At 70.0% G+C, this 21,789-nt stretch carries 23 protein-coding genes; 10 read left to right on the forward strand and 13 right to left on the reverse strand.

Annotated elements, in window-relative coordinates; genetic code table 11:
• Positions 1 to 37 precede the first annotated feature (37 nt).
• Positions 38 to 1,162, reverse strand: coding sequence for a GNAT family N-acetyltransferase (locus OIE75_RS28380; protein WP_329472513.1), 1,125 nt, complete (start codon positions 1,160 to 1,162; stop codon positions 38 to 40).
• A 538-nt stretch (positions 1,163 to 1,700) separates the two neighbouring features.
• Between OIE75_RS28380 and OIE75_RS28385 the strand changes: the two genes are divergently transcribed.
• From OIE75_RS28385 to OIE75_RS28410, 6 genes are all read left to right on the forward strand, one after another.
• Positions 1,701 to 2,009 carry a hypothetical protein gene (locus tag OIE75_RS28385; RefSeq protein WP_329472514.1) on the forward strand — a complete coding sequence of 103 codons (309 nt, stop codon included), beginning with the start codon at positions 1,701 to 1,703 and terminating at the stop codon, positions 2,007 to 2,009.
• Between the two features lie 162 nt (positions 2,010 to 2,171).
• A complete protein-coding gene (locus OIE75_RS28390; RefSeq protein WP_329472516.1) occupies positions 2,172 to 2,948 on the forward strand; it encodes a hypothetical protein in 777 nt (258 codons plus the stop codon).
• Positions 2,949 to 3,281: 333 nt separating this feature from the next.
• Positions 3,282 to 3,635, forward strand: coding sequence for a DUF317 domain-containing protein (locus OIE75_RS28395; protein WP_052836997.1), 354 nt, complete (start codon positions 3,282 to 3,284; stop codon positions 3,633 to 3,635).
• A gap of 106 nt (positions 3,636 to 3,741) precedes the next feature.
• Positions 3,742 to 4,032, forward strand: a complete 291-nt coding sequence (locus OIE75_RS28400) for a hypothetical protein (protein WP_329472518.1) — start codon at positions 3,742 to 3,744, stop codon at positions 4,030 to 4,032.
• A gap of 45 nt (positions 4,033 to 4,077) precedes the next feature.
• Positions 4,078 to 4,936 (forward strand): IS5 family transposase gene (locus tag OIE75_RS28405; protein WP_329474074.1). Its coding sequence is split into 2 segments (ribosomal slippage): positions 4,078 to 4,443 and positions 4,445 to 4,936, totalling 858 coding nucleotides; the frame shifts between segments, so codons are not numbered across the junction.
• A gap of 28 nt (positions 4,937 to 4,964) precedes the next feature.
• On the forward strand, positions 4,965 to 5,786 hold the full coding sequence (locus OIE75_RS28410) for a DUF317 domain-containing protein (RefSeq protein WP_052836999.1): 822 nt from the start codon (positions 4,965 to 4,967) through the stop codon (positions 5,784 to 5,786).
• A 170-nt stretch (positions 5,787 to 5,956) separates the two neighbouring features.
• Here OIE75_RS28410 and OIE75_RS28415 read toward each other — a convergent pair whose 3' ends face one another.
• The 9 genes from OIE75_RS28415 to OIE75_RS28455 all read right to left on the reverse strand — a co-directional run bounded on the left by OIE75_RS28415 (position 5,957) and on the right by OIE75_RS28455 (position 14,426).
• Positions 5,957 to 6,646 (reverse strand): hypothetical protein, encoded by a 690-nt coding sequence (locus OIE75_RS28415; RefSeq protein WP_329430217.1) that lies wholly within the window; start codon positions 6,644 to 6,646, stop codon positions 5,957 to 5,959.
• A gap of 79 nt (positions 6,647 to 6,725) precedes the next feature.
• Positions 6,726 to 7,169: a hypothetical protein gene (locus tag OIE75_RS28420; protein ID WP_329430213.1), complete on the reverse strand. Its 444-nt coding sequence runs from the start codon at positions 7,167 to 7,169 to the stop codon at positions 6,726 to 6,728.
• Between the two features lie 231 nt (positions 7,170 to 7,400).
• Complete coding sequence (locus OIE75_RS28425) at positions 7,401 to 9,143, reverse strand: relaxase/mobilization nuclease domain-containing protein (protein ID WP_329472519.1); 1,743 nt, start codon at positions 9,141 to 9,143, stop codon at positions 7,401 to 7,403.
• Positions 9,140 to 9,769 (reverse strand): MobC family plasmid mobilization relaxosome protein, encoded by a 630-nt coding sequence (locus tag OIE75_RS41485; RefSeq protein ID WP_443078397.1) that lies wholly within the window; start codon positions 9,767 to 9,769, stop codon positions 9,140 to 9,142. The genes OIE75_RS28425 and OIE75_RS41485 overlap by 4 nt, the downstream gene beginning before the upstream one ends.
• A 317-nt stretch (positions 9,770 to 10,086) precedes the next feature.
• Positions 10,087 to 10,278, reverse strand: coding sequence for a hypothetical protein (locus OIE75_RS28435; RefSeq protein WP_007491133.1), 192 nt, complete (start codon positions 10,276 to 10,278; stop codon positions 10,087 to 10,089).
• The gene (locus OIE75_RS28440; protein WP_329472521.1) at positions 10,275 to 12,005 is read right to left on the reverse strand and encodes a hypothetical protein; all 1,731 of its coding nucleotides are present in this window, start codon (positions 12,003 to 12,005) and stop codon (positions 10,275 to 10,277) included. Before OIE75_RS28440 ends, OIE75_RS28435 begins: the two co-directional genes overlap by 4 nt.
• Positions 12,002 to 12,643, reverse strand: coding sequence for a WhiB family transcriptional regulator (locus OIE75_RS28445; protein WP_329472522.1), 642 nt, complete (start codon positions 12,641 to 12,643; stop codon positions 12,002 to 12,004). Before OIE75_RS28445 ends, OIE75_RS28440 begins: the two co-directional genes overlap by 4 nt.
• A gap of 164 nt (positions 12,644 to 12,807) precedes the next feature.
• Entirely contained in the window at positions 12,808 to 13,524 is a 717-nt protein-coding gene (locus tag OIE75_RS28450; protein ID WP_329472523.1) for a zinc finger domain-containing protein, read from the reverse strand.
• Positions 13,525 to 13,526: 2 nt separating this feature from the next.
• Positions 13,527 to 14,426, reverse strand: coding sequence for a helix-turn-helix domain-containing protein (locus tag OIE75_RS28455; RefSeq protein WP_329472524.1), 900 nt, complete (start codon positions 14,424 to 14,426; stop codon positions 13,527 to 13,529).
• Between the two features lie 685 nt (positions 14,427 to 15,111).
• Here OIE75_RS28455 and OIE75_RS28460 point away from each other — a divergent pair.
• The 4 genes from OIE75_RS28460 (at position 15,112) to OIE75_RS28475 (ending at position 18,078) form a co-directional block, all read left to right on the forward strand.
• Entirely contained in the window at positions 15,112 to 15,564 is a 453-nt protein-coding gene (locus OIE75_RS28460; RefSeq protein WP_329472525.1) for a helix-turn-helix domain-containing protein, read from the forward strand.
• Between the two features lie 180 nt (positions 15,565 to 15,744).
• The gene (locus OIE75_RS28465) at positions 15,745 to 16,299 is read left to right on the forward strand and encodes a secondary metabolite protein (protein ID WP_329472526.1); all 555 of its coding nucleotides are present in this window, start codon (positions 15,745 to 15,747) and stop codon (positions 16,297 to 16,299) included.
• Positions 16,296 to 17,495 (forward strand): MAB_1171c family putative transporter, encoded by a 1,200-nt coding sequence (locus OIE75_RS28470; RefSeq protein ID WP_329472527.1) that lies wholly within the window; start codon positions 16,296 to 16,298, stop codon positions 17,493 to 17,495. The genes OIE75_RS28465 and OIE75_RS28470 overlap by 4 nt, the downstream gene beginning before the upstream one ends.
• Complete coding sequence (locus OIE75_RS28475) at positions 17,485 to 18,078, forward strand: hypothetical protein (protein ID WP_329472528.1); 594 nt, start codon at positions 17,485 to 17,487, stop codon at positions 18,076 to 18,078. The genes OIE75_RS28470 and OIE75_RS28475 overlap by 11 nt, the downstream gene beginning before the upstream one ends.
• Before the next feature lie 96 nt (positions 18,079 to 18,174).
• Here OIE75_RS28475 and OIE75_RS28480 read toward each other — a convergent pair whose 3' ends face one another.
• The 3 genes from OIE75_RS28480 to OIE75_RS28490 are packed head-to-tail and all read right to left on the reverse strand — an operon-like array spanning position 18,175 to position 21,780.
• The gene (locus OIE75_RS28480; protein ID WP_329472529.1) at positions 18,175 to 19,026 is read right to left on the reverse strand and encodes a phytanoyl-CoA dioxygenase family protein; all 852 of its coding nucleotides are present in this window, start codon (positions 19,024 to 19,026) and stop codon (positions 18,175 to 18,177) included.
• On the reverse strand, positions 19,023 to 21,137 hold the full coding sequence (locus OIE75_RS28485) for a phosphoketolase (protein WP_329472530.1): 2,115 nt from the start codon (positions 21,135 to 21,137) through the stop codon (positions 19,023 to 19,025). Before OIE75_RS28485 ends, OIE75_RS28480 begins: the two co-directional genes overlap by 4 nt.
• Positions 21,127 to 21,780: an L-threonylcarbamoyladenylate synthase gene (locus tag OIE75_RS28490; RefSeq protein WP_329472531.1), complete on the reverse strand. Its 654-nt coding sequence runs from the start codon at positions 21,778 to 21,780 to the stop codon at positions 21,127 to 21,129. The genes OIE75_RS28485 and OIE75_RS28490 overlap by 11 nt, the downstream gene beginning before the upstream one ends.
• Between the last annotated feature and the right edge of the window lie 9 nt (positions 21,781 to 21,789).

A 21,789-nucleotide genomic window follows, 5' to 3' on the forward strand; every position in this document is an offset into this window, starting at 1 on the left:
GGTTGCCTGGCAGGGCGGATCATTGTCTCTGCGGAGCTCAGAAGCCGAAGGAGTTGTGCGGTTCGGGGTCGGCCCAGAACATTCGAGCAAGCTGTCCGATCGCGCCGTCGGTGTGCGGAGTGATATGGCCCGCATACGCCAGGTGGTGCGCCGATATGCCACCGAAGTAGAGCGAGCTGAGCGCTGAGAGCCTGATAGTCAGGTCCGCCGCCTCGTCGGTCGGAACACACGTCGCCACGGGGCCATCTGCTCTCAGATGCCACGTCCTGTTGTTCGCCCGGCACATCTGGTCGTCGTCGATGGTGAACCTCAGCTCGCCGGGCGTGAGATACGAGCGTTGCGTCAGGGCTCGGGGGACATCGAGAAGGCGCGCCCAGAGGTTGTCCGTCTGGCGAGTGACGCGCATCGCCCGCGGGTTCGTGAGCATCCACCGCAGGGGTTCGTCGCGCGGACGACCGGCCGCCACGATGCTCTTGGTGAGGTCGAAGTCGATCAACAGTCCCCACAACGCGCGGTAGGCCACAGCATTCGTCGCCTCCAGGGCTTCCACCACGAGCGTTCCCGCACGATCCGCAGTCGGAGACCACGGCAGTCGGAAGTTGGCGATGCCGTCCACATCGCCGTGCTGGTCGCGGTGGGCGAGAAAGCGCAGCGGTCCGTTCGTGCCGTCCGCTTCGTCGGACAGCCCGTCCCAGCGCCCGGGGAGAGGACTCAGCTCCCCGACCCGGTGTGCACGCACGTCCGCATGCACCGGGGGCCAGGCCTTCTTCGCCTGCGCGGCGTCGACCAGCTCCAGCGACCCAGGGTCCGGCTCCGCCGGAAGGAGGGCCGCTTCGTGACGGGCCAGCTCCCACCGGGTGCGGTAGGTCGCCGGCGAGAACCCGAACCGTCCATAGATGCCGCCCTCGCTCGCGCTGAGCATCGCCAACGGCTCGCCTCGCTGCAGGGCCGCGTCGAACATGGCCTGCATCATCTGGCGCAGGTAACCACGCCGGCGATGCGTCGCGATCACTCCGGTAGCAGTGACGCCAGCCATCCTCCCCGTTCCCCCTCCGGGGACCGTCACCTCGAAGGAGATAGTCGCCGATGCACCGACACACCTGCCGTCGACGAATGTCGCGATCGGGTGGAAGGACTCGTCCTTGATGTCGGCTGCCGCCAACTTCTCAAGCCGCTCCGCGCTCGCAGGCCTGCGCTGTGGGGGCCACGGCTCGGGGCCACCGTGCCACGCGGCGTCCGCAGGCTCCCAGCTCGGTAATCCGTTCGCGAACGGCAATGCCCGGTAGTACGCAGCCATCTCATCTGGCCGCGGCGGACGGACCTCAGTCATCATGCCGGACATTGCATCCGCCATCCCCACAGGCGAGCAACCGAATATCCGCTCAGGGCTTGCCCTTCAGCAGCATAGCCATGGGCGGCCAGGGCGGGGGAGCACGATTTGGAGCAGCCAGACCTTGAAGAACAAGCTGAGCCTGCGGCAGCCTCGTGCTGATCGTCGACACCATGTAGGGCCCCTACCTGGTCCCTCCTTACGTACTGCACTCCTACTGACCCGCGACGAGGGCGATCCACACCCGCCAGCAGCATCACAACCGGTTCTCGAACCGTCGGGAGCCGACGTCCGTCCCCGTCCTGCCCAGCCTGGGCAGGCCCAGATTTGCCCCTCCCGCTGGTACAGACACCGTCTTGAAGATCAATAGTTGGTGCAGTTAAGGAAGAAGATCAGACACGCGGAGACGATCGACGCGGAGGTGGTGGGGTTCACGGGGGCGGCGGGTCGGCCGCGGGCGCTGGCGGTGCGGTTGCCTGACGGCCGTGTTGCATTGTCTCAGCGGCTCGGGGCGCAGCTGGCCGCGCAGGTCGCGGCGGCGCTGGTGGCCGTTGCCCCGGCCGGGCGAGGTCGGGCGGCTGGGGGCGAGTCGTTCACGGCGGCGGAGTCCGGACTGCTCGTCGAGGTGCTGGCGGGGACGACGAGGCATGCCGTGGTCACCGTGACGCGCGTGCGGTGAGCTGCCGCGGACGAATCGGGAGGAATAGCCAGACTTCGGCTCGGCGAAGGACCGCGGGTCCCAGCGCACGACCTGCTCGCTTCGGCGTGGGTGTGGGCACGCCGTCCCTGAGCTGGGGCTCCGTTATCCACGAACGCGCGGACACCTCGTTACGCTGCGGCCGTGACCGAGCCCTCCCCGCTGCCAGGCGACCCCTCCGAGCTGCACCTGCGCATCTCCTACGACGACGGACTCTGGGACACGCCCCAGGCGGACACGCTGGAGTGCTGGAACGTGGCCGTCCTGCACCGCCGGCGCGCTCATGGTGAACATCGCGAGCCGGTCAGCTCCAGCGGGTGTGCGGCTGCTGATTGCTCCTCGTGCTCGGTCGAGGACGTAGCCGTCGGCTCCATGACGTTCTACCGGGTTCACCTCGACCGGGGCCGCAACGCCTACTGGGCCATGGAGGAGGAGTCGGAGGAACTGTACGAGACCGCGCAGGTCCTCCTTGATCCCGAGACGGGTTCCTTCACCGACGAAGTCAGCGAGCGGCTGGAGTACGTCGGCTCTGCGCTGCTCGTCATGAATCGCGTGACGCTGGATCCGCCATGGCGCGGGCACGGCCTGGCGGCCGTGCTTGCCTGCGAGGTGATCACCCGGCTCATGGCCGGCTGCCGGGCCGTCGCCTGTTCGCCCGGCATCACCGATCTCAGCAGCCGTCGGCTGACGGCCAGAGCCGAGTGGGACCGCGTGAACGCCAAAATTGCCCAGGGGTGGGAGAGCCTGGGTTTCCGTCCCTACCGAGACAATGTCTTTCTTCTGTCTCCCGCCTCGCAGGACCTTGAGGAGCAGCGCGGTGCCCTTCGCCAGCATCTTGCCGACCTTGGGGGGCTCTGGCGGACCGATGCTGCGAGATCCGTCTCGCTAGCGGGTGAGGCAGGCTCGCCAGAGAGCCTGTGAAGCCCAGAGGGGGCGGTGTCCCTCCTCGGGCTGGTGACGCTTGGGGGAACCAGTAGCAAAGTCATCGTGGGATACCTGTCCCGAGTCGGGACACGCCGCGTGTCCCGACTCGGGACAAGGTCGCCGGCGGGCTGTACGGCGTAGTCCCCGGCGCGGGAGTGTGCCGGGGCAGCTGGTGTTACGGCCACGGAATCGGAGATCCCATAGCTGTCGACGGACGGCAGTTCGCCGGGGGCAGACAGGAATGATCCGGGAAAGACTGGCCAACGGGCGCGAGGGCATGTCAACGTAGACGACCTTGCAAGAAACCCCAGGTCAGAGAGGTGATTGCTCGTGACCGTAGCCCCTGCGGGCCCCGGTTTCTCCACCACCGTCGAAGCCCTGCGGCCGCGGGAGTGGCAGCTCGGCCCCGGTCAGCCGACTCTGGTCATGGACCAGTTCTCCGCCGAGGACTTCCACCTGATCGTCGATGACCGCGCGGACGTGCACGTCAGCTCCAAGGACGGCCGGTTCTACCTCGGCTGGTTCCCTCACGGCCGACCCGGCACGGACGATGAGGGGTGGAAGATCGCTGTCACCGGCACCGCCCAGGTCCGCGGCTACCACCTGTCGTTCGACACCGAGACACCGGCCGACATCGTCGCCGCCACCGTGGCGAGGGTGCTGGAGACCTCACGCCGCCTCTGACAGCGCGGCCACCGATACAAAGCGCCCGCCCTATGAGCGCTGGCGATGCCGTAGGCCGGCCCGGCTTCACTGCCCCCCGTTTCCCTCGCCCCCCAGGAGGCTGCCCGTGACGTCCCCGGAGATGACCGTCGGCGATCTCATCGACCTGTTGTCCGGATGCGACCGGAGCGCTCCGGTCCGCCAGGCCATGAACCCGTTCTTCCCGATGGCGCACCGACTGGCGCAGGTCCTGCAGTCGGTCGACGAGACCGGCCAGGCCGTCGTCTACCTCGCCGAAGGAGCCGAGCCGGAGGCACAGCTTGGCCACCTTCCGCCGGAGGTTGCCATCGCCCTGACCTGGCAGGGCCCCGTCCAGGCACCGCCGCGCCGTCCCCGCCGTCGTGCCGGCGGCAACTAGGGTCCGTCTTCAAAGATCACTGAGGTGGTGGATCATGGTGGGGTGATACGCCGCCATGAACTCACGGATGCGGAATGGGAGTTACTTGCTCCACTGATACCGCGGGCCGCCACGGGACGTCCGCGTGTGTCGGACCGCCAGGTCATCAACGGGATGGTCTACAAGATCCGCACCGGTATCTCCTGGCGTGACCTGCCGGAACGCTACGGGCCGTGGAAGACGGTCTACACCCGGTTCCGCCGCTACGCCCTGGACGGCGTGTTCGCCCGAGCGCTTCAGCAGGTCCAAGCCGAAGCGGACGCGGCCGGCGACATCGACTGGTTGGTCCAGATCGACTCCACCATCGTCCGTGCCCACCAGCACGCTGCTGCCACCGGCCGAAAAGGGGAACCACCGGCAGGACGAACCGGACGATCACGCCCTCGGCCGATCCCGAGGCGGACTGACCACCAAAATTCACCTCGCTTGCGACGGCCGCGGCCGGCCCCTCGCCATCCTGCTGACACCCGGCCAACGGCACGACAGCATCTGCGCACGCCCGCTCCTCGAACGCATCCACGTCCCGCGAACCGGCGTCGGACGACCACGCTGCAGGCCCGACCAGGTCATCGCGGACAAGGCCTACAGCTCCCGCGGCTTCCGCGCCTACCTGCGCAAACGCGGCATCGCACACACCATCCCGGAGAAGACCGACCAGCGACGGCACCGTCACAACCGCGGACGTCACGGCGGCCGACCACCGGCATTCGACCGGCATCTCTACCGTCGCCGCAACGTCGTTGAGCGCTGCTTCAACCGTCTCAAGGGCTTCCGCGGCATCGCCACTCGATACGAGAAGACCGCCACTTCCTACGAAGCAGCGGTCAATCTCGCCTCATTCCTACTCTGGGCAAGATCCGTTTGAAGACGGACCCTAGACCCACACCGAGCCCTTGGAGGCGCCCCTGTACCCCGACCTTCCGCCCGACCCGTCCGCCCCGCGCGGCGGCCAGCCCGCTTTCTGGGTCGGCCCCCGGCACTTGGCCGGTGACGATGGACGCCTCTACGACGTCGTCGCCGAGGCGCTCGCCGGCCTGGGCTGGACGAGCCTGACGATCGTCCGCGGACGGCAGGAGCCGGACGAGGAACCGGAGGACCGTCAGGTCCTGCGCAGCACCGTCCTGCACATCAGCCCCGACGCCTTGCGCTGGGCCCAGTGGGGCCTGGCGGACGAACCGTTCCACCTGGGTGGGCTGCCGATCGCCTGGCAGATCTCCGCCCGAGCCGAGGCGAGCAGCCCGCTCGCGCAGTGGTCGGCCTACTTCACCCGTGACGTCCCCGGCGAGGCGGTGGTCGACTTCCTCGTCGCGCTCGACGCAAGCGACCAGCCTGCCTCGCCGCTCGCCGGACCCGATCTGGTCCTTGACGCTGTCGCCGCCCACGGCTGGTTCCGCGACATCGACCAACCCCGGGCGGCGGCGACGGACCCGACGTTCACCTCGCACATCAGCCTCGGCGAGGTACCACCCCTCATCCAGGACGCCGACCCGCGGGCCCTGTCCGCCGAGGACGACGAGACGGGACCGGCCGGATGGCAGGCGTGGGCCGAGCCCGTGCTCGGCGCCCCGCTTCTGTGGGTGGCCTCGTTCGCCGCCAGCGTCCCGCACGATCTCGTCGCCGCCTTCGCCGCCTCCCTCAGCTCGACCGCACCGGTCCTGCGGCGGGTCCTGCCCGAGGCAACCCAGGAGCGCCTCCTGCGCGCGCCGGCCATCTAACGTCCCGCGCACCACTCTCGACGATCGCAGTCCGGCATCCTCCCAGTTGGGGGTGCCGGACTTTCTTGCTTACCGGGTGAAGTGGCAGGTCGGGTCGTCCATGCACAGCCCATAACGCACTGCTGCCCCCGACCAGCGGTGGTCGGAGGCAGCAGCGTGACGCGCGCAGGTCAGCTCGTTGCCGTGGCCTTGGCAAGGGCCTTGTCGAGGTGGCGGTCGACGAGGGCCGGGGAGCCGGAGACGACCAGCAGCAGGTTGCCGTCGCGGATCGCGGTCTGCTTGACCACGGTGCTCCGTCCCCCGGCGATGAAGGTCAGGAGCAGGCTCCACCGCTCATCACCGCCGACGGTGGGTGCGGGCAGCTTCTGCGAAGACACGTCGACAGGGGTCCCACCGGAGACGACCTGATAGGCCGGGCAGCCGGCCATAGCGTCGAAGATCCGGCCGACGCCGTCGGAGAGCTTCTTCGTGCTGTCGCTGTACAGCTCCTCGGAGATTTCCGAGGAGCTGCCGCCGTAGGTGAAGTCCACCTCCGCCTTGTGCGGGAAGGCGAGCGTGCCGCCAGTCGCCGCGTCGCCGCCCAGCTCGCTCAGTGCCGGGCAGCCGATGACGGTGACGTCGTCGTGCTGGGCCGGACGCTCCGGCTTGGGAAGGTAGCCGCTGCCGAGGTCGCTCTCATCGAGCAGGAGGGACTCGAGCGCGGCCGAGGAGAGCGCGGCCGGCTCCTGGGCGGCCTCGGTCGGCTTTCCCGTACGGGAGGAGGGCTGGTGCTTGGGCCCGGTGGTGTCGGGCGAGCAGGCGGGCAGGGCGAGGAGGGCGGCGGTGATGCCGAGTGCGGTGGTGGCGACGCGAACGCGCATGACGGAACTGACCCCTTGGTGCTAGGCGACGGGTGGTCAGTGCGGGCCCACGGGCCCGGTGGGGTCGTAGGAGTGGTGGTCAGTGCCCGAGGTGGCGCAGGCAGTCCTCGAACGTGGCGTGCGTCGAGTCCGCCGGCCCGGAGTGCCGGTTGTACCAGGCGGTGTCGATGCGGGTCTCCCGCTGCTGGTGGCCTGCCCGGCAGCGCAGCCAGATCTCACCGCGGGTGGAGAGGATGAGCCAGTCCCGGTACGCGCCGCACTCGATGCAGGCGGCCAGCTCACCGTCGAGAACCAGAGGCTGCTTCCACGGCATCATCTTGCCTTCGACCTGGTCGTGGCTCGGTACCCGCAGTTCCGGCGGGAGGAAGTCGTCCACGACGGCAGCCGGTTCGACGGACTGTGGCTCAGGCGCCGGCACGCCGAAGCCGGGCGGGACCTGGCCCTGCAGCTGTGCGTGCAGTTCGGCGAACTGTCGCTGAGCTTCGCTCGGCTCCTTGGCCCTGCGGCGTATCCGGTGAAACACCCTGGCGTCCTCCTCTACCTCGGCACCTCGTCCTGCGCGTTTCATGATCGTGCCTCACGCCCCCCGTGGTTTCAATTCACAAACTCCACAGCCCCCTCCGACCAGGTCAGTAGGGGCACTCGACCGCTCGGCTGCCCGAATGACGCGTGGGCCACGATGCGTGCTTCGGTCGCCGTGGCGGCATCATCACGGCGGCGATGCGGTGAGACTGCGTGCCAGCATCCGGTGGGCTCACCGCGCCTGACGCGATGTCTCCTCTCCGCTGCGCCGCCTGCCGGGCGCGGAGGGTCTGGCGGCCATCCCGCGCGTCACGGACCGGTTCCCTGCGGTGCTGGTCTCGGGAAGCTGGGAGGCATCGGCGGGCAGATCGGCTGTCCGTCGCATCCGCCACACGAGCACGTCGCTGACGGAGTCCGCGGTGCCCAGTTCGCGCCGAGCGGCAACGTCGGACAGGAGAGCGGCCGGGTCGTGGCCGGCGGCTTCGGCTTCCGCAATGGTTGCAGCCAGGGCGTACCAGCCGGGTTCGGCAAGGATCTGCTCGGCCAGCTCCGGCAGCGCCTCGCGCAGCAGCACGGTCTGACGCTGGAGCATCGGTCGGCTCAGACGCCGACCACGCTGGTAGAGCACACCGAGCGGCTGGGCAGAGGCGGCCCGGTAGGCGGCGCTCAGGTGCTCGGCTGCTCGGGCGGCGGCTTCTGCCTGCTGGGCGTGGCCCTTCCTGGCGTGCCAGTGCGCGGTGGCGGTGATCAGGAAGAACAGCATGTCGATCGCCATTGCCGTGGTGGCTCCGTCCTCACTCCGGCCAAGGGCCGGACCGCCCTGGTCGAGGTCGCGGGCGGCCTGTCGCAGGGCGTGATCGTGCCCGCGTACGGCGCGGACGTGAGAGCGCGAGGCCCGTTCGAAAGCCGTTGCAGCGTCGCGCAGTTCGCGGCGTGTGTGGGCGGCGGACGTCTTCGCGAGGGCGTCCAGGACCTCGCCGACCGCGGCGATGTGGGCGGCGGCGACCCCGTCCTCGCCGTGTTCGACGACGAGCACGGCCTGCCACACGGCCGATGCCGTTCCGCGGCGCGCGGAGGCCGGACTGCCCGGCCCCGTACGAATTGCTTCCTCTCGCCGGGCCGCAGGGACATCCTGCGCATCACCGGACCACCGCTCGCGGATGCGAGGCAAGGACAGGTCGGGAGCCAGGCGTGCGCCGGGGTAGAACACCGGCTCGCCGTCCTTGTTCAGGTCGTCGGGCAGGGCGACCTTGTATCCGAGCAGGTCACCGGAGGGAGCGGCGCGCTTGCGGATCAGGAGGCCGGCGGCGGCGAGCCGGTCGAAGAACTCCTCGTCGCTCCGCGCTCCGCTCACCGCGCGTCGTACGGTTTCGCGCAGTTCCTCGCGGGCGGTGCGCTCGCGGCCCTGCCGCTTCGCCTTGTGGCGTTCGGCGCTGGTGGGCCGCTTCGCTGCGGTGCCGTCTCCCTTGTTGAGGCGCCGCAGGCCCAGTTCCGCTTCGAGCGCCCGGGCCTGGGCCTGCACACGGTTGGCGTCGTTGTCGAGGTCGGGTTTGTATCCGTCTTCGCGGACCAGAGTGGCGACGATGTGGATGTGGTCGTCGGCGTGACGCACGGCAGCCCACCGGCAGCCCGCTCCTTCCTCGGGGTTGTCGATCCCTGCCGCGGCGACCATCCGGCGGGCCACGTCGCCCCATTCTGCGTCCGAGAGGATCCGGTCCTCGCTGCCGTTGCGCACGGACAGATGCCACACGTGCTTCTTCGGGCGCTGGGAGGGGTCGATGTTCTCGACGGGCTGGTCCAGGAGCTGCTGGAGCTGCTTGAGGGTCGCGGTGGTGTCGCGGCCGGGGTCGGGGGCGTTGTGGTCCCAGGAGGCGACGAGGTGGGGGTCGGTGTGCTCCTCGAACTTGCCTGGTCCGTAGAGGTAGTAGAGGAGGCCGATGGTGCGCTGTCCGCGCTTCTGGATCCTGGGGATCATGGAGCTGATGAGTCCTGGTCCTGGTGGAGGAGCTGGTCGGTGGCGTGATGGACACGCTGGATCGCGCGGTCGGTGGCCGCGATGACCACGTCGAGTTCGCCCGGGTGTGCTCCGGCGTTGACTGCTCGGGCGATCTGGTTCAAGTTGTTGCCGATGTAGCCGAGGTGGCGGCGGGCGGCGAAGAATTCGGCGATTACCTCACGCTCGTCCGCGACGGCACTTGCGGTCCGTTCAAGGTCACGGGCGGCAGAGAGAGCAGCACGCGCGAGGAATCCGGCGAGGGTGAGGCCGGCAGCCTTCGCGCCGGCGGTCACGAGGATGAGTTCGTCATCACTGAAGCGGGTGTTGCGGACATGCGGACGCTGGCGACGCTGGTACTTGCGCCGGCGCGTACGCGGCTGCTCTCGTATGTCCTGTGCCCCTCCTGGCTGCGATCCGCCCCCGGTCGCAGCCTCCTCGTCTGGCGTCCCCCGGCGCCGGACGAGCCCCGTCCCCCCAGGGGCGGGGGAACCCTTGGATACTCCGCTCAAGGCGGAGTATCCAAGGGGATAACTTGCTCGCCCCGAGACCGAGTTGGAGCCGGGATCAGGTTCCGGGGTGGTGCCGTTCTTGGGTGCGTTCGTCATCGGGATTCGGGCCTCGTAGAGCGGGTGCGTTGCTGGATGGTGGCGGCCAGCGCGAGGACATCGGCTGGGCTGGCAAGGACGCGGACCGGTTTGTTGGGACGGTTTTGGACGAGCCACTGCCCGGTCGGCGTGAGGACGACGGCGTGGAGGAGTTGCCGGCGGACGAGGACCTCCGCCCAGGCATCGGCCTCGGCAGTGGTGGGCCCGGAAAAGCGAGGGGGACGAGGAATCATGGCGTACCTCCTAAGAGGGGCGGTGGCCCGGCTTCAGCCGGGCCACCTTTACGGATACGGTCCTTGAGCTGGGGCTTTGCCGGTTCAACCGCACTCGGGGCAGCGCCCGACGTGACTGTTGAGCGCGCGGGCCATCCGCTGTTTCGCCGAGGCAGCCTGCTTCGCACTGGACTTCGCCGCCGGCCTGCCCGCATGCCGCTCGGAGTGAGCGAGCATGAATCCGATCTCTCGCTCGTACTCCGCACGGACCGTCTTGAACTGGTGGCAGGTCTTCATCGGGCGGTGCTCCTCGTCGTCGTGATGTCCTCGTTCCGCAGCTCCTGGAGGACCAGGCCGAGTCGGTCGTTACCGACTCCCGTCAGACCCTGGCGGCGGATGATTTCGCGCAGCTGCACTCGGGTGATCGCTCCGTTGCCGTCCCGTTCGAGCAGGGCGGGAACATGGGGGCGCACCTCACGGACAAGCTGGCGCTCGGATTCACCCAGCTCGCGTGCCTGGCGCTCCGTCTGCGGAGAGCGGGACCGGGCACGCTTGTCCTTGTTCTTCGTCCGGGACGTCCTGGTCGGCTTCCGGCGAAGCGGGACCTTGTGACCTCGGTCCTGGGTGGTCTCGGTCCCGGACGGTGGGGCGGTCGGTCCTCGGTCCTGGGTGGTCTCGGTCCCGGACGGTGGGGCGGTCGGTCCCCGGTCCTGGGTGGTCTCGGTCCCGGACGGTGGGGCGGTCGGTCCCCGGTCCTGGGTGGTCTCGGTCCCGGACGGTGGGGCGGTCGGTCCCCGGTCCTGGGTGGTCTCGGTCCCCGACTTTGCGATGCCCGGTCCCCGGTGAGAATCCGCGTCCTGAGCTGCTACTTCTCGCGTGTGGCGGTCGGTCCTCACGGCCGCCGCGTTCCGCGCTGCGGATTCCGGACCGGCGAGTTCGGTCCCCGGGACCGCACCGTCTTCACAGGGCTTGCTCCCCGCGGCCGTTCCCGTTGCGTCGCCTTTGGTCCCCGCCCCGGCCTCGGCTTCCCGGTCCGCCTCCTCGGGAACCGGTCCCCGAGAAGTCCTCGATCCTCGGTCCCGGACCGGCTCGTCGGAACCGTCAGGACCGGGCACGGGGACTGGCACATTCGATGTCGGTTGTGCGGGGACCGTGGCCGCCGATGCGCTGCTGTGCGCCGGGGACCAGGGAGAGGGGAGCGGGACCGTGGCGAGCGCGAGTGCGTGTCGCCGGGCGGCGAGTTGGTCGAGCAGCTGCGCCCGCTGGAGGGGGTCGGTGCCGACCGAGGCCCTGCCGACCGCCTTTGACAGGCGTCGCGTCAGCCGCCGGCCGCGACGGTTCCGCTGCTGCTCGGGTGTGCGCTCGGCGAGGCGGGCGGCGAGGGTGACCGCACGGGCGGTGGCCCGGTCCCGGGTGATCTGTGCGGCGTCGCGGTCCCGCGCGGCGATGCCCAGGCGGGACAGCAGCCGCTCGCGTGCCTCCCGGCCCAGGACGGCGATCAGTCCGTGCGAGGCTGCACCCGGGGTGCGCAGGCGCAGTTCGATGCCCATGGCCAGGTGCCACAGCATCGCCGCCATGACCGGTCCGACGAAGGCGCGGACCGTGCCGCCGATGGGGCCGCTCTCTGCGTAGGCGGGGATCACCTGCACTGTGGTGATCACCCAGACCAGCGTGCCCGGCAGGCCGGGAGCGCCCTGGACGGCGAGGTTCTGCCGTGCCATCAGCGCGGTGGCGAACAGGGCGAGTTCGGCGGCGGCGAACATGCCGGCGCGCTCGGCGGTGCCGGCCATGTCCAGGTAGTCGGCGGCGAAGCGCCAGCTGGTGTCGGCGCTGTAGGCGGTGCAGCCCAGGGCGGCGACGGCGGCGACCTTGACCGCTGGGCCGCCGAGACGTTTCTGCGAGCGGGTTCCCCGGCGCCGGATGGCCCAGGCGGTCAGCACGAGGGCGAGGGCGGCTGGCACGACGGCGGCGAGGAGGAGAGGGAGGTCCGAAGGAGCACCGAAGGCGAGGACAGGGTGGGTCATGCTGCCTTTCCGAGAGGGGCGTGCGCCGGGGTCGACGCTGCCGGGCGGCCTGTCGGCTGCTGCGTGCCGGGAGTTGCGGGCGCGGGGGTGCCCTTGGGCTTGGAGGTCTTCTTCCGCTTCTTCTTGGAGCGGGGCACGCCGTAGGTGCGGTCGCGGTCGAAGACCTTGTTGGCTGCTTGCCGGAGCAGGTCGCGGGCGTGCTTGTGGCTGATCTGCAGGGCGGCGGCGAGCCGGTCGGGCTGCCAGCCCCGGACGTAGGCGTGGTCGATGGCCACCTGGCGCTCGGCTTCCGTCAGGTGCACGTCGCGTCCATGGAAGAAGGCGGTCACACGCTGGTAGTCCATGCGGCGGTGCAGGTTGTCGTGCAGCGGGCGTCGCTCGGCTTCGGTGAGCCCGCCCCAGACGCCCTCTTTGAGGACGTTCTCCAGGGCGAAGTCCAGGCACGCGCGGCGGACGGGGCACCAGCCGCACAGCTCCTTCGCCTCCGCGATCTCCTCGTGATCCCGGGGGCCGGGGAAGAACACGGCGTCGGCGTCCTCGACGTCCATGCCGTGGCACGCTCCGCGGACGTGCCAGCTGGTGTCTGCGATGCCGCGCAGGCCGGTGGCCGGCGCGTCGTGGGTGGTGATGTGGCGCAAGGCGAGTCTCCGATGTGCTGCCGCACCGGCTTGCTGGCTAGGGCGGTGCTCGGCGGGTGCGGCGTCGGGTGCCGGCTGCGGCGCGTGGGCGTGCGCCGCAGCCGGTGCGGGACGGTGATCTTGGGGCGGTGCAGCGGACGGGATGCACGCGCCGGAGTCGCCGGTCAGGCCAGGGCGGGATGCTGGGCCTGCTCGGTGTGCTGGGCCTGCTGGGCGGCGGCGAGGTCGTAGCGGCCGGGGTGCGGGGTGGCGCGCGGCGTGATGGCGCGCACTCCGTCGTTGGGGCCGATCCGGCGGCGTCGGCATGGCTCGCCGACCGGGGCCAGGCACCACTCGCATCGCACGCTCAGGGCGTCGGGCAGTCCTTGCGCGACGGCGGCTTCGCGTGCTGCCCGGGCGGGCCGGAATGGTGCGAGGGCGGCTCGGGCGGTGGGCGGTATGCAGGAGCCGATCTGGTCCAGCCGAGCCTGCAGCCTCGGGTTGATCCCCTCCTGGCTGCTGGTGATGGCCCGGGCCTGTGCGGGCTGCGCCATGCCGGTGGCGACGGCGTGGCGGGTGCCGACCAGCTCGGCGGTCCAGGCGGCCTGGTCGTCCGGGTCCGCCGACGGTGTGGGGTCGCAGTGGAGAGCCAGCCGGTTGCGCCGGTAGCTCTCCCAGGGGCGGACCACATCGGCGGGTTGGATCTGGTACGGCGAGGCGCGGTAGTGCTGGCGGGCAGCGACGCGGGCGTCCCAACCGTGCGGGGTGGCCATCGGCACGTCACCGAGCAGCTCGTGCCACTGGGCGAGCTGGTCGCGGGCCTCGCCCTCGTCGGTGCGGATGCTGCGGGGGTCGAGCCTGCCGATGTAGGCCAGCAGGGCGGCGATTTCGCGGCGGTCCACGGTCAGCCCTCCGTTCCGGTCGGCTCGTCCAGGGCGGCGAGAAGGGCGGCGGTGTGCTTCTCGGCCCGCGTCATGCCACCGGGCGCGGCGGTGTGCTGGCCGGGCACGGCGTAGAGGTTCGGGCGGCTGGGGGCGTGCTCCCGGGTGATCCAGGCTCGCCAGTCGGCAGCCCAGGCTTCCGCTGGCCTCGGAGCATGGCCAGCCCGGTGGGCACGCCACTTCGCATCGGCAGCCTGCAGGCCCTGCTCGCCGAGGCGATCGAGGTGTCCCTGCTGGCGGGCCCAGGTGTGGGTGGCGGAGTCGACCTGCCACTCGGCAGCCGAGGTGACCGCAGCACCACCACTACTGCTGTACCTCCGGTTCAAATCAGGTTCACTACGGTTCTGTGTGCCGGTAGCCGGTACGTCCCTGTGCCGGTGGCCGGTACGCCGCTGTGCCGGTTTCCGCCTGGACCTGCCGGTTTCCGGTACTGCCGGTTTCCGGACCCTCGCGGGGGATTCCGGCACCTCACGCGGGCGGATCCCGTACCGCCGCAGCGCCGACAGCCGGAGCTTCGCAGGGGCGGCGGGCTCGTCCGCCACCGTGGTGTCGCCCTCTTCCTCCCGCTGCTTTCGCAGGACCTGTGCGACCGCCTCGGCGGCGAGGGGCAGGCGGTAGACCGTGCTGCGCTGCGGGCCCACCAGGTCGTCGAGCTGTTCCAGCTCGCCGGCCAGGCGCAGACGCTCGATGGCCTCGCGCACCGTGGACACCGAGGCGTTGGTGCGCTGGGCCAGGCTGGACAGCGAGGCCCAGGAGACGCACTGATCGTCGGCTACCCGGTCGGCGATCGATAGCAGGACCAGACGCGCGGCCCCTCGGCTGGAACTGTGCTCCCACACCCACTCGCGGGCTTCGCTGCTCATCGGCCGCTCCCGGCAAGCGGGCGGGCGGGGCGGCTCGCGTGGGCCAGGATGGCGCGGTCCGGCTCGGGGCGCTGAGGCGCCGAGGCAGAGCTAGCTGCCGCGCAGGCCGGACGGTAGGGCCTTTTGCGCAGGGCGGAGCGCATGCAAGAATCTCCTTTGGTGTTGCCACGCTGAGACGCCCCGTGGAAGGGATCAGCGTGGTGATGGTGGCGATCTCCGCCCTTGCCGGGGCGGTACAGCCGTTAAGCGTCCGGCGTCCGGGAGTTGCAGCTCTCGGGCGCCGTCGCTGTGTCCTGGGACCTATGAGGCCCGGAGGTTGTGCACGTCATTGCTCCTGTGCTCGTCCGTGCGGGCTGTGTGCCCGGCGGGGGACGACGAACATACGCACGGCTCCGCGTCAAGGTCCAGAGTTGGTTCTTAAACCCTGTAGAAGTCGCGTGAGCTGCTGCGACGGGGGTGGAGCGATCATGGGCAAGTCCTAGCGCGTACGTAGGTCACGACGGCCGGGTAAGAAGCGCTTACCGCACCCTGCTGGCGTCGCAACACTTCAGTGAAGCTGTGATCGAAAACCTACGCCAAAGTGATCCCGGTCTGTCAACACTGAAGTGAAGCGTCTCGGTCTTTGATCCTGGGAACTACACTGCAGTACAGTCCGGAGTCGCCGTCTAGATGAGAGGAGTCGGTGATGGTGGAGTCCAGCGGACCGGCGGAGGCGCCCGGCGGCGCGGCCGACGCTCGGCGCTCATTCGCCGACAAGCTCAACCACCTGTTCCAGACCGTGACGAACCCGGAGACCGGCAAGCGCTACACCAACGCCGAGGTCGCCCGGGCGATCTCCGTGTCCGAGAGCGCGATCTCGCAGCTGCGGACCGGCGCGAAGCCCAACCCCACCTACACGACGGTCGAACGACTGGCCGGCCACTTCCACGTCAAAGAGCAGTACTTCTTCTCGGACTACGACGCCGAGGAGGCCGAGAAGGTGCGCGCCTCCATGGAACTCATCGAAGCCGTAGTCGACAGTGACGTGCGCGGCCTTGCGCTTAGAGCCAACGGCCTCTCGGCGGACAGTCTCCGGATGATCACGGATGTGATCAATCAGGCGCGACGGTGGGAAGGGCTCGACAAGCCCGGGCAGTGATGTGACCTCGCTCACTCGCTGGGTGGATTTGACTGGTATGCCGCGCATGGTCCTTCAAGATCGCCTTGGGCAACCATCGGGACGTATGCAAAGCTCCGCTCGAACCACGCGGAATGGTGGGTTCCGGTTAGCGCAGGCCGGGTCAGCGCTCATTCGGGGGCTACAGCAAGGATCTCGTCCATGTTCAAGCGGCATTTCGCGCGCAGAGAGGCGCAGCTGAGGCGACTGTGTGAGGAGCAGTTGCGGGGGATCGAGATATCCGATCCCTACGCGGTGGATGAAATATGCCGGCAGCTCGCCATCAAGCGTGGCCGCCCCCTGTACCTCCACGAATTGCCTGAGACCGGAGGGGCCAACGCTCCCTGCGGAATGGTTCTCTCGTTCGACCACAGGGATTACGTCTTTCACGTCACGGCTACCAGCGAGCGGCATCGTGCGCAAATCGTGCGCCACGAGCTAGCGCACCTGCTGCTCGGGCACGCCGGGAACAACGAGAGCGTCGTCACGTCTCTACTGGGAGTCCTCCCTGACGGGGTCGACCCCTCTGCCGTGCTCTCCGCTCTCGGCCGGACGAGCTACGACAGCGAGACCGAGTACGACGCCGAAATGGCCGCCTCCTGCCTGGGAGAGCTCTTTCACGATCTTGCCCACTCGGGCCGGGAACGCGGTCGGTCCGGTGCCGTGGCGCGGCTCGACGACGCCCTGGTCCACCCACGGAGGAACCGCCGCTCATGAGCACATCCACCCTCATCGCCGGCGTCCTCTGGCTGGTGGCTCTGTGGCGACTGCCGTCCCTCCGGCACTCTCGCAAGCAGCGAAGCCTGGCGCTGACTTTGGTGGCCCTCGCGGCTGCCATGACGTTCGAGGTTCCGCAGGTCAAAGAGGCAGTCGATGCCGCCGTCGGCGCAGACGCCAGGCTGTCGCCGCTGCTGAAGCACCTGCTCGGCGTTACCTCGGCGGCATATCTGCTCGACTTCGTCATCGCAGTCGTTCGACCGCAGGGCCTGGCAAGTCGCACCCGGCTGGTGGCCGCCGGCGTGACGTTGCCCCTCATGCTCGCCTTCTACGCCCTGGCCAACTGGACGTCAGGAGGGCCCGTCAGGCTCGGGGAGGGCCGTGGCGCCCTGTTTCCCGTCCTCTACATGACGGCCTTCACGCTGTACATCGGCATCGCCATGGTCGTCGCGACATGGCTGTTCCTCGGCGGCGTACGCCACAGCCGGACTCTCCTGGGGAAGGCCGGCCTCGGATTTCTGGGCTTGGGAACCCTGCTCGGAAGCCTGTACGCCCTCCAGCGCATCGTCTTCGTGACGGTTCAGCTCGCCTCCGGCACCAGCTATCCAGCCTTGGAGAACCTTCTCTCCACAACGCTCAAGCAGGCCACCGTCCTGTCGGTCGCAGTCGGCGTCTGCTTGCCTCCTCTCTCCGTCGCCGTGGAATACGTCGCGGCGTGGAGCACCCTGCGGAAACTGCGTCCGCTCTGGGTGCAGCTCACGGAAGCAGCCCCGTATGTGGTGCTGGCGACATCTGTAGGCAGGTGGCGTGTCCCCTTCCGGCTGGAGCGGTGCGTCATCGAGATCGAGGATGCCTGCCTGGCACTTCGCGAGTACGTGTCAGTCGACATGCACACAAAGGCTCGGAGATTCGTCCGTCAAGAAGGAGTCGACGCGCAACTCTCTGACGCAGTGGCGGAAGCCTGCTGGCTGCGCGCAGCCGTCCAGAGCGCGCGAAACGGGGAGCGACTGCAGGGAGTTGAATATCCACCTCTCGGCGTTACTGGCCGAGACAGAGCGAGCGAACTGTCATGGTTGCGCACTATTGCCTCCGCGTACCTCTCCTCGCCAGCGGTTTCGGAATTCGTCCGGCAAGAACAGTCGTCCATTTCCCGCGAGCAGGGCGCTTCGGAAAGGTTCTCCTCACATGACAACTGATGTCCGCCCCCGCGAGTCGCGGCTGGCCCGCCGCATTACAGACTGGCTTGAGCCGAAGAACTGGATCATTGCTGTCACGCTGCTGGTCGGCTGGCACACCGAACAATGGGCAGGTGTGGCCTGGGGAGTGGTCGGCGCCCTCTTCGCGGCCGTCATCCCGATCACCTTCATCAAGTACGGCATTCGCAAAGGCCACTGGGGTGACAGACACGTCGGAGCGAAGCCAGCACGACTAGTCGTGATGGCCGTCATCCTGCTCTCCGTAGCCACCGGCATCGTCCTGATGCTCGTCGCGGGAGCGCCGAGCACCATGGTTGCCCTCATCGTCTCGATGCTCGTGACGCTCGCGATCCTCACCGCAATCACCTTCGCCTGGAAGATCTCCGTCCACCAGGCCGTGTCCGCAGGTGCCTGCGCGATGCTTGTGCAGACCTACGGCCCGTGGATGGCCCTGGGCTTTCTCTTGGTCATCGTCGTCGGCTGGTCCCGCATCGAACTGCGCGACCACACACGCAACCAAGTGATCGCAGGCACCATCCTCGGCACCATCGTGGCCGCAGCCGTCTTCCACCTGACGCGCTGATCCGATGGAGGGACGTGGTTGAGGGCACCGTTACGCCTCTCAGACCCGCCGTCCGTTGTTCCGGTGTCACTAAGGCTCCGCCGAAGGTTGCAGAAGCTAAGCCGATGTGGATGTCCACGGGCGGGATTCCCACCATGAGCGGATGGAGGCGGCTCCGCTGCCCTTGGCGAGGGATCCGTCCGGGTGGCGGTCGGGCACTCCCAGCAGCTGCTGCTCGATCGGGGTGAGGGTGGGGTCTTTCCGTAGGTCGGTGGCGGGGTCGTCGACGGGGTGGAGCCATCGGTACCCGTATTGCAGCATGAGGGCGATGCGGGGGCGGCCGGAGAAGTTGATGCCTCCGGTGTGCCACGTCCGGTTCTCGAACAGGACTGCGTCGGTTCCGGCAATGTCGGGCGTAACAGCGCCGGGCGGGTCGATGGCGCCGGCGGGGACGACGGGTTCTTCGGTGAGGCGGTGGCTGCCGGGGAGGAACATCGTCAGCCCGCAGTCGGGGGTGACGGGGGTGAGGTAGTGGGCCGCTTTGATGGCCATTCGGGGGGTGTGGGGGAAGCCAAGGTCGGCGGTGACGCCGTACATGTCGCGATGCCAGCCGTGGCGCTCGGGGATGCGGATGGTGCGGGGCTGGCCGCTGGGCAGGGCGATGAGGTGGGCGGAGAGCAGGTGGATGTTGGGGCTGAGGAGCTGGACGACGGTGGGCAGGACGGCCGGGTTGGCGAGGAGCGGGAGGAAGGCGCGGTCGAGGGTGAGGCATCCGCGGAAGCCGTCCTTGCCGTCGCCTCCTCGGTCGCGGCCCTGGGTGATGTTGCTGGCCAGCAGCTTCTCGGCGGCGGTCAGGAGTCGGTCTCGGAGGTCCTGGGTGATCGCGTCGCGGATGACCGCGTACCCGTCGCGGTCGAAGGCGTCGATGGTGCCGGCGTCGGGGGCGGCGGGCGGGAGCGGGGTGCTCATGGGACCGGTGTCTCCTTCGGGGTGTCGGTGAGGGTGGTGGCGAGCTTCCACAGGCCGACTTCGTCGAGGCCGCAGAGGCGGCGGAGGTGTTCCTGGGAGACGGGGCGGCCGGGGTCGCGGTAGCCGAGGACGGTGAGCCGGGGCCCGGGATGGCGGCGGCCGAGGAGGGCGTGGATGTCGGCGGGGTGTCCGCTGGTGGCCAGGATGATCGGCGCCCGGGTGCCGAAGTGGCGGGCGAACGCGTCCGGGTCGAGGGCGAGGGGGCGGGTGCCGTTCTCGGCGAGGGCCGTGAGGTCGTGGACGTGGATGTACCGCAGGCGCAGGCCGGGGCGTTCGGCGTGCAGCCGCCGGGCGAGGGTGGTCAGGGCCTCGGCGGGCAGGTCGCCGGCGGAGGCGAGGATCAGGCCGGGCTCGCCAGGGCCGGGGTGGGTCAGGTGGGGCCAGATCGCGATCCCGTGCCGCAGCTCCTCGTCGACGGTCTCCAGCGGGTGCTGGAGGTGCGTGTGTTTGCCGGCGACGACGATCGTGCACCGGTCGAGCTTGCGCAGGGCGAAGGTGAGGGCGGCGGCGGCGCGCGCGGGGTCGGCGGGGGTGAGGACGTGGAGCGTGGGGTCACCGCCGGCCAGAAGTGCCGTGGCGAGGCTGGGGTTTTGGTGGGTGAAGGTGTTGTGCCAGCCGAGGCTGGTCAGGAGGTAGACCAGGCTGGGCAGCGGGGCGAGCCCGGCGTGCCGGCGCACGGACCGGTGCTTGAGCTGCTGCTGGATGAGGCTAAGGGTGATCGGCGCGAACGCCTCGTAGGTGGCGACGAGGGCGTGCCGGCCCGTCTCGGTGTAGCCCTGGGCCCAGGCGTGGCACAGCTCCTCGTTCAGAACTTCCACCGCCCATGGCGCCGGCCGTCCGTGCTCGTCGGTGAGGTCGAGGCGGTTGGAGGCCAGCTCGTCGGGGCTGAACACGCGAAACGGTCCCTGCTCGGCGCGGGTCCGCAGGACCTCGGGGGCCGCCTGCGCGAACGGGCGCCCGGCGGCGTGGGCGGCGCCCCGGGCGGAGGCCGCGACGCAGCCGCGCGGCGCCGGGAGGCTGCCGGGCTCGGGCCGGGGTAGCGGGAGCGCGGCCAGCAGGTGCGGCCGGGGCCGGCCTTCGGGGGTGAGGAGCTGGGCGGGCTGGTAGGAGGCCAGCCAGTCGGCGAGCACCTCGAACCCGGCGCCGGCCGGGTCGAGCAGCGGCGTCTTGTGGACCGCCGGGGTGCCGGCGAGGCGGGCGGGGGCGCCGTGGCCCTTGTCCAGGGTGAGGATCAGGACGCGGGAGGACCCCGGGATGCCCAGGGGCTGGGCGGCGGCGAGCGCTTCGGCCAGCGCCTGGCGGAGCTGGCCGGTGTCGAGGCCGTCGCTGTAGACGGGCCGGTGGCCAAGCCCTGTGAAATAGGCGGTGAGTTCGGTGCGGCTCAGGGCGGACAGTACGCTCGGGCCGCCCATGCGCAGGCCGTTGAGCAGGACGACGGGCAGGACGGTGCCGTGGTCGCCCGTACCGTGCAGCGCGCGGGTGGCGAGCCAGGAGGCGGCGGTCGTCCCGGTCTCGCACTCCCCGTCGCCGATCAGGACCACCGACAGCCGGTGGGGGGCGTCGAGGACGGTGCCCTGTCCGATCGCGAGGGCGGGCCCGAGCTGGCCTCCGGTGTGCAGGTGGTCAGGGATCATCGGGGTGATCTCCCCGCCGATGTCGGCCCGGGGGAAGCCGGAGACGAGTTCGCGCAGTCCGGCCTCGCTCTGGGACAGGCCGGGGTGGGCGCGGCCGAGTCGGCCGGTGAGGTACGCGTGGGCGAGGGCGGAGGGCCCGGCGTGCCCGGCGCCATGCAGGACGTGCAGGTCGTAGCCATCGGGGACGGCCGCCTGGAGCGGTCCCAGGGCGGCGAGCATCCGGTTAACGGGCGGGCACACCCCCCAGTGCCCGGCCGGCCGGGGCTTGATGTCGGCCGGGGTCAGCGGTCGGGCCAGGAGCGGGTTGTCGCGCAGGTAGAGCTGGGCGAGGCAGAGGTAGTCGAGCGCGTCGGCGACGGCGGCCACCGACGCGTCGGGCACCAGGCGGTTCGTGCGGCGGGCGAGGTCAGCCCACATGCGGTCCTCCCTGCCGGGTGAGGGCGGCTTCGACGGCGCGGGCGTGGACGGTGCCCTCCCGGTCCAGGCGGGCCGGGGCACCCGCGGGGCAGTCGACGATGGTCATGTGCCGCCCGTGCGGGCAGATCCCACCGTCGACGACCGCGGCGATCCCGGCCCCCGCGGTCCGCTCGAAGGCGACGACCTGGGCGGCGGTGAGCGCCGGGTGGTCCCTCTCGCCGGCGGCGGGGGTGGAGATGCTGCACACGGCGGCGGCGAGCGGTTCGCCAGCCAGGGCGACGAGGCGGCCCAGGATCCCGTCGGGGCATCCGGCGAGCGCCGGGGAGCCGACCGCCGCCACGGTCTCCGCGTCCTGCTTCCACGGAAGGCGCAGCGCGAGGTCCCCCGGCCACAGGGCGCCGGCCAGCAGGCGGGCATCGGCGCTCAGGTCGAACAGGTCCTCGGCCGTGATGAAAGAGTCGAGCAGGAGCAGTAGCGGCTTGTCAGTGGGGCGCTGCTTGGCGCGGAAGACCGCGTCCGTGGCGGCCGGTTCGGCGGCGTGGGCACAGAGCATGTACCAGCGCGGGGTGGGCACGGCAACCACCCGCCCGGCGGCCAGGAGCCGGGCGGCGGCGGGGAGCTGGTCGGGGGTGAGGACATCCACGGTGCGCCG

Source organism: Streptomyces sp. NBC_01723 (assembly GCF_036246005.1).
Taxonomy (GTDB): Bacteria; Actinomycetota; Actinomycetes; order Streptomycetales; family Streptomycetaceae; genus Streptomyces.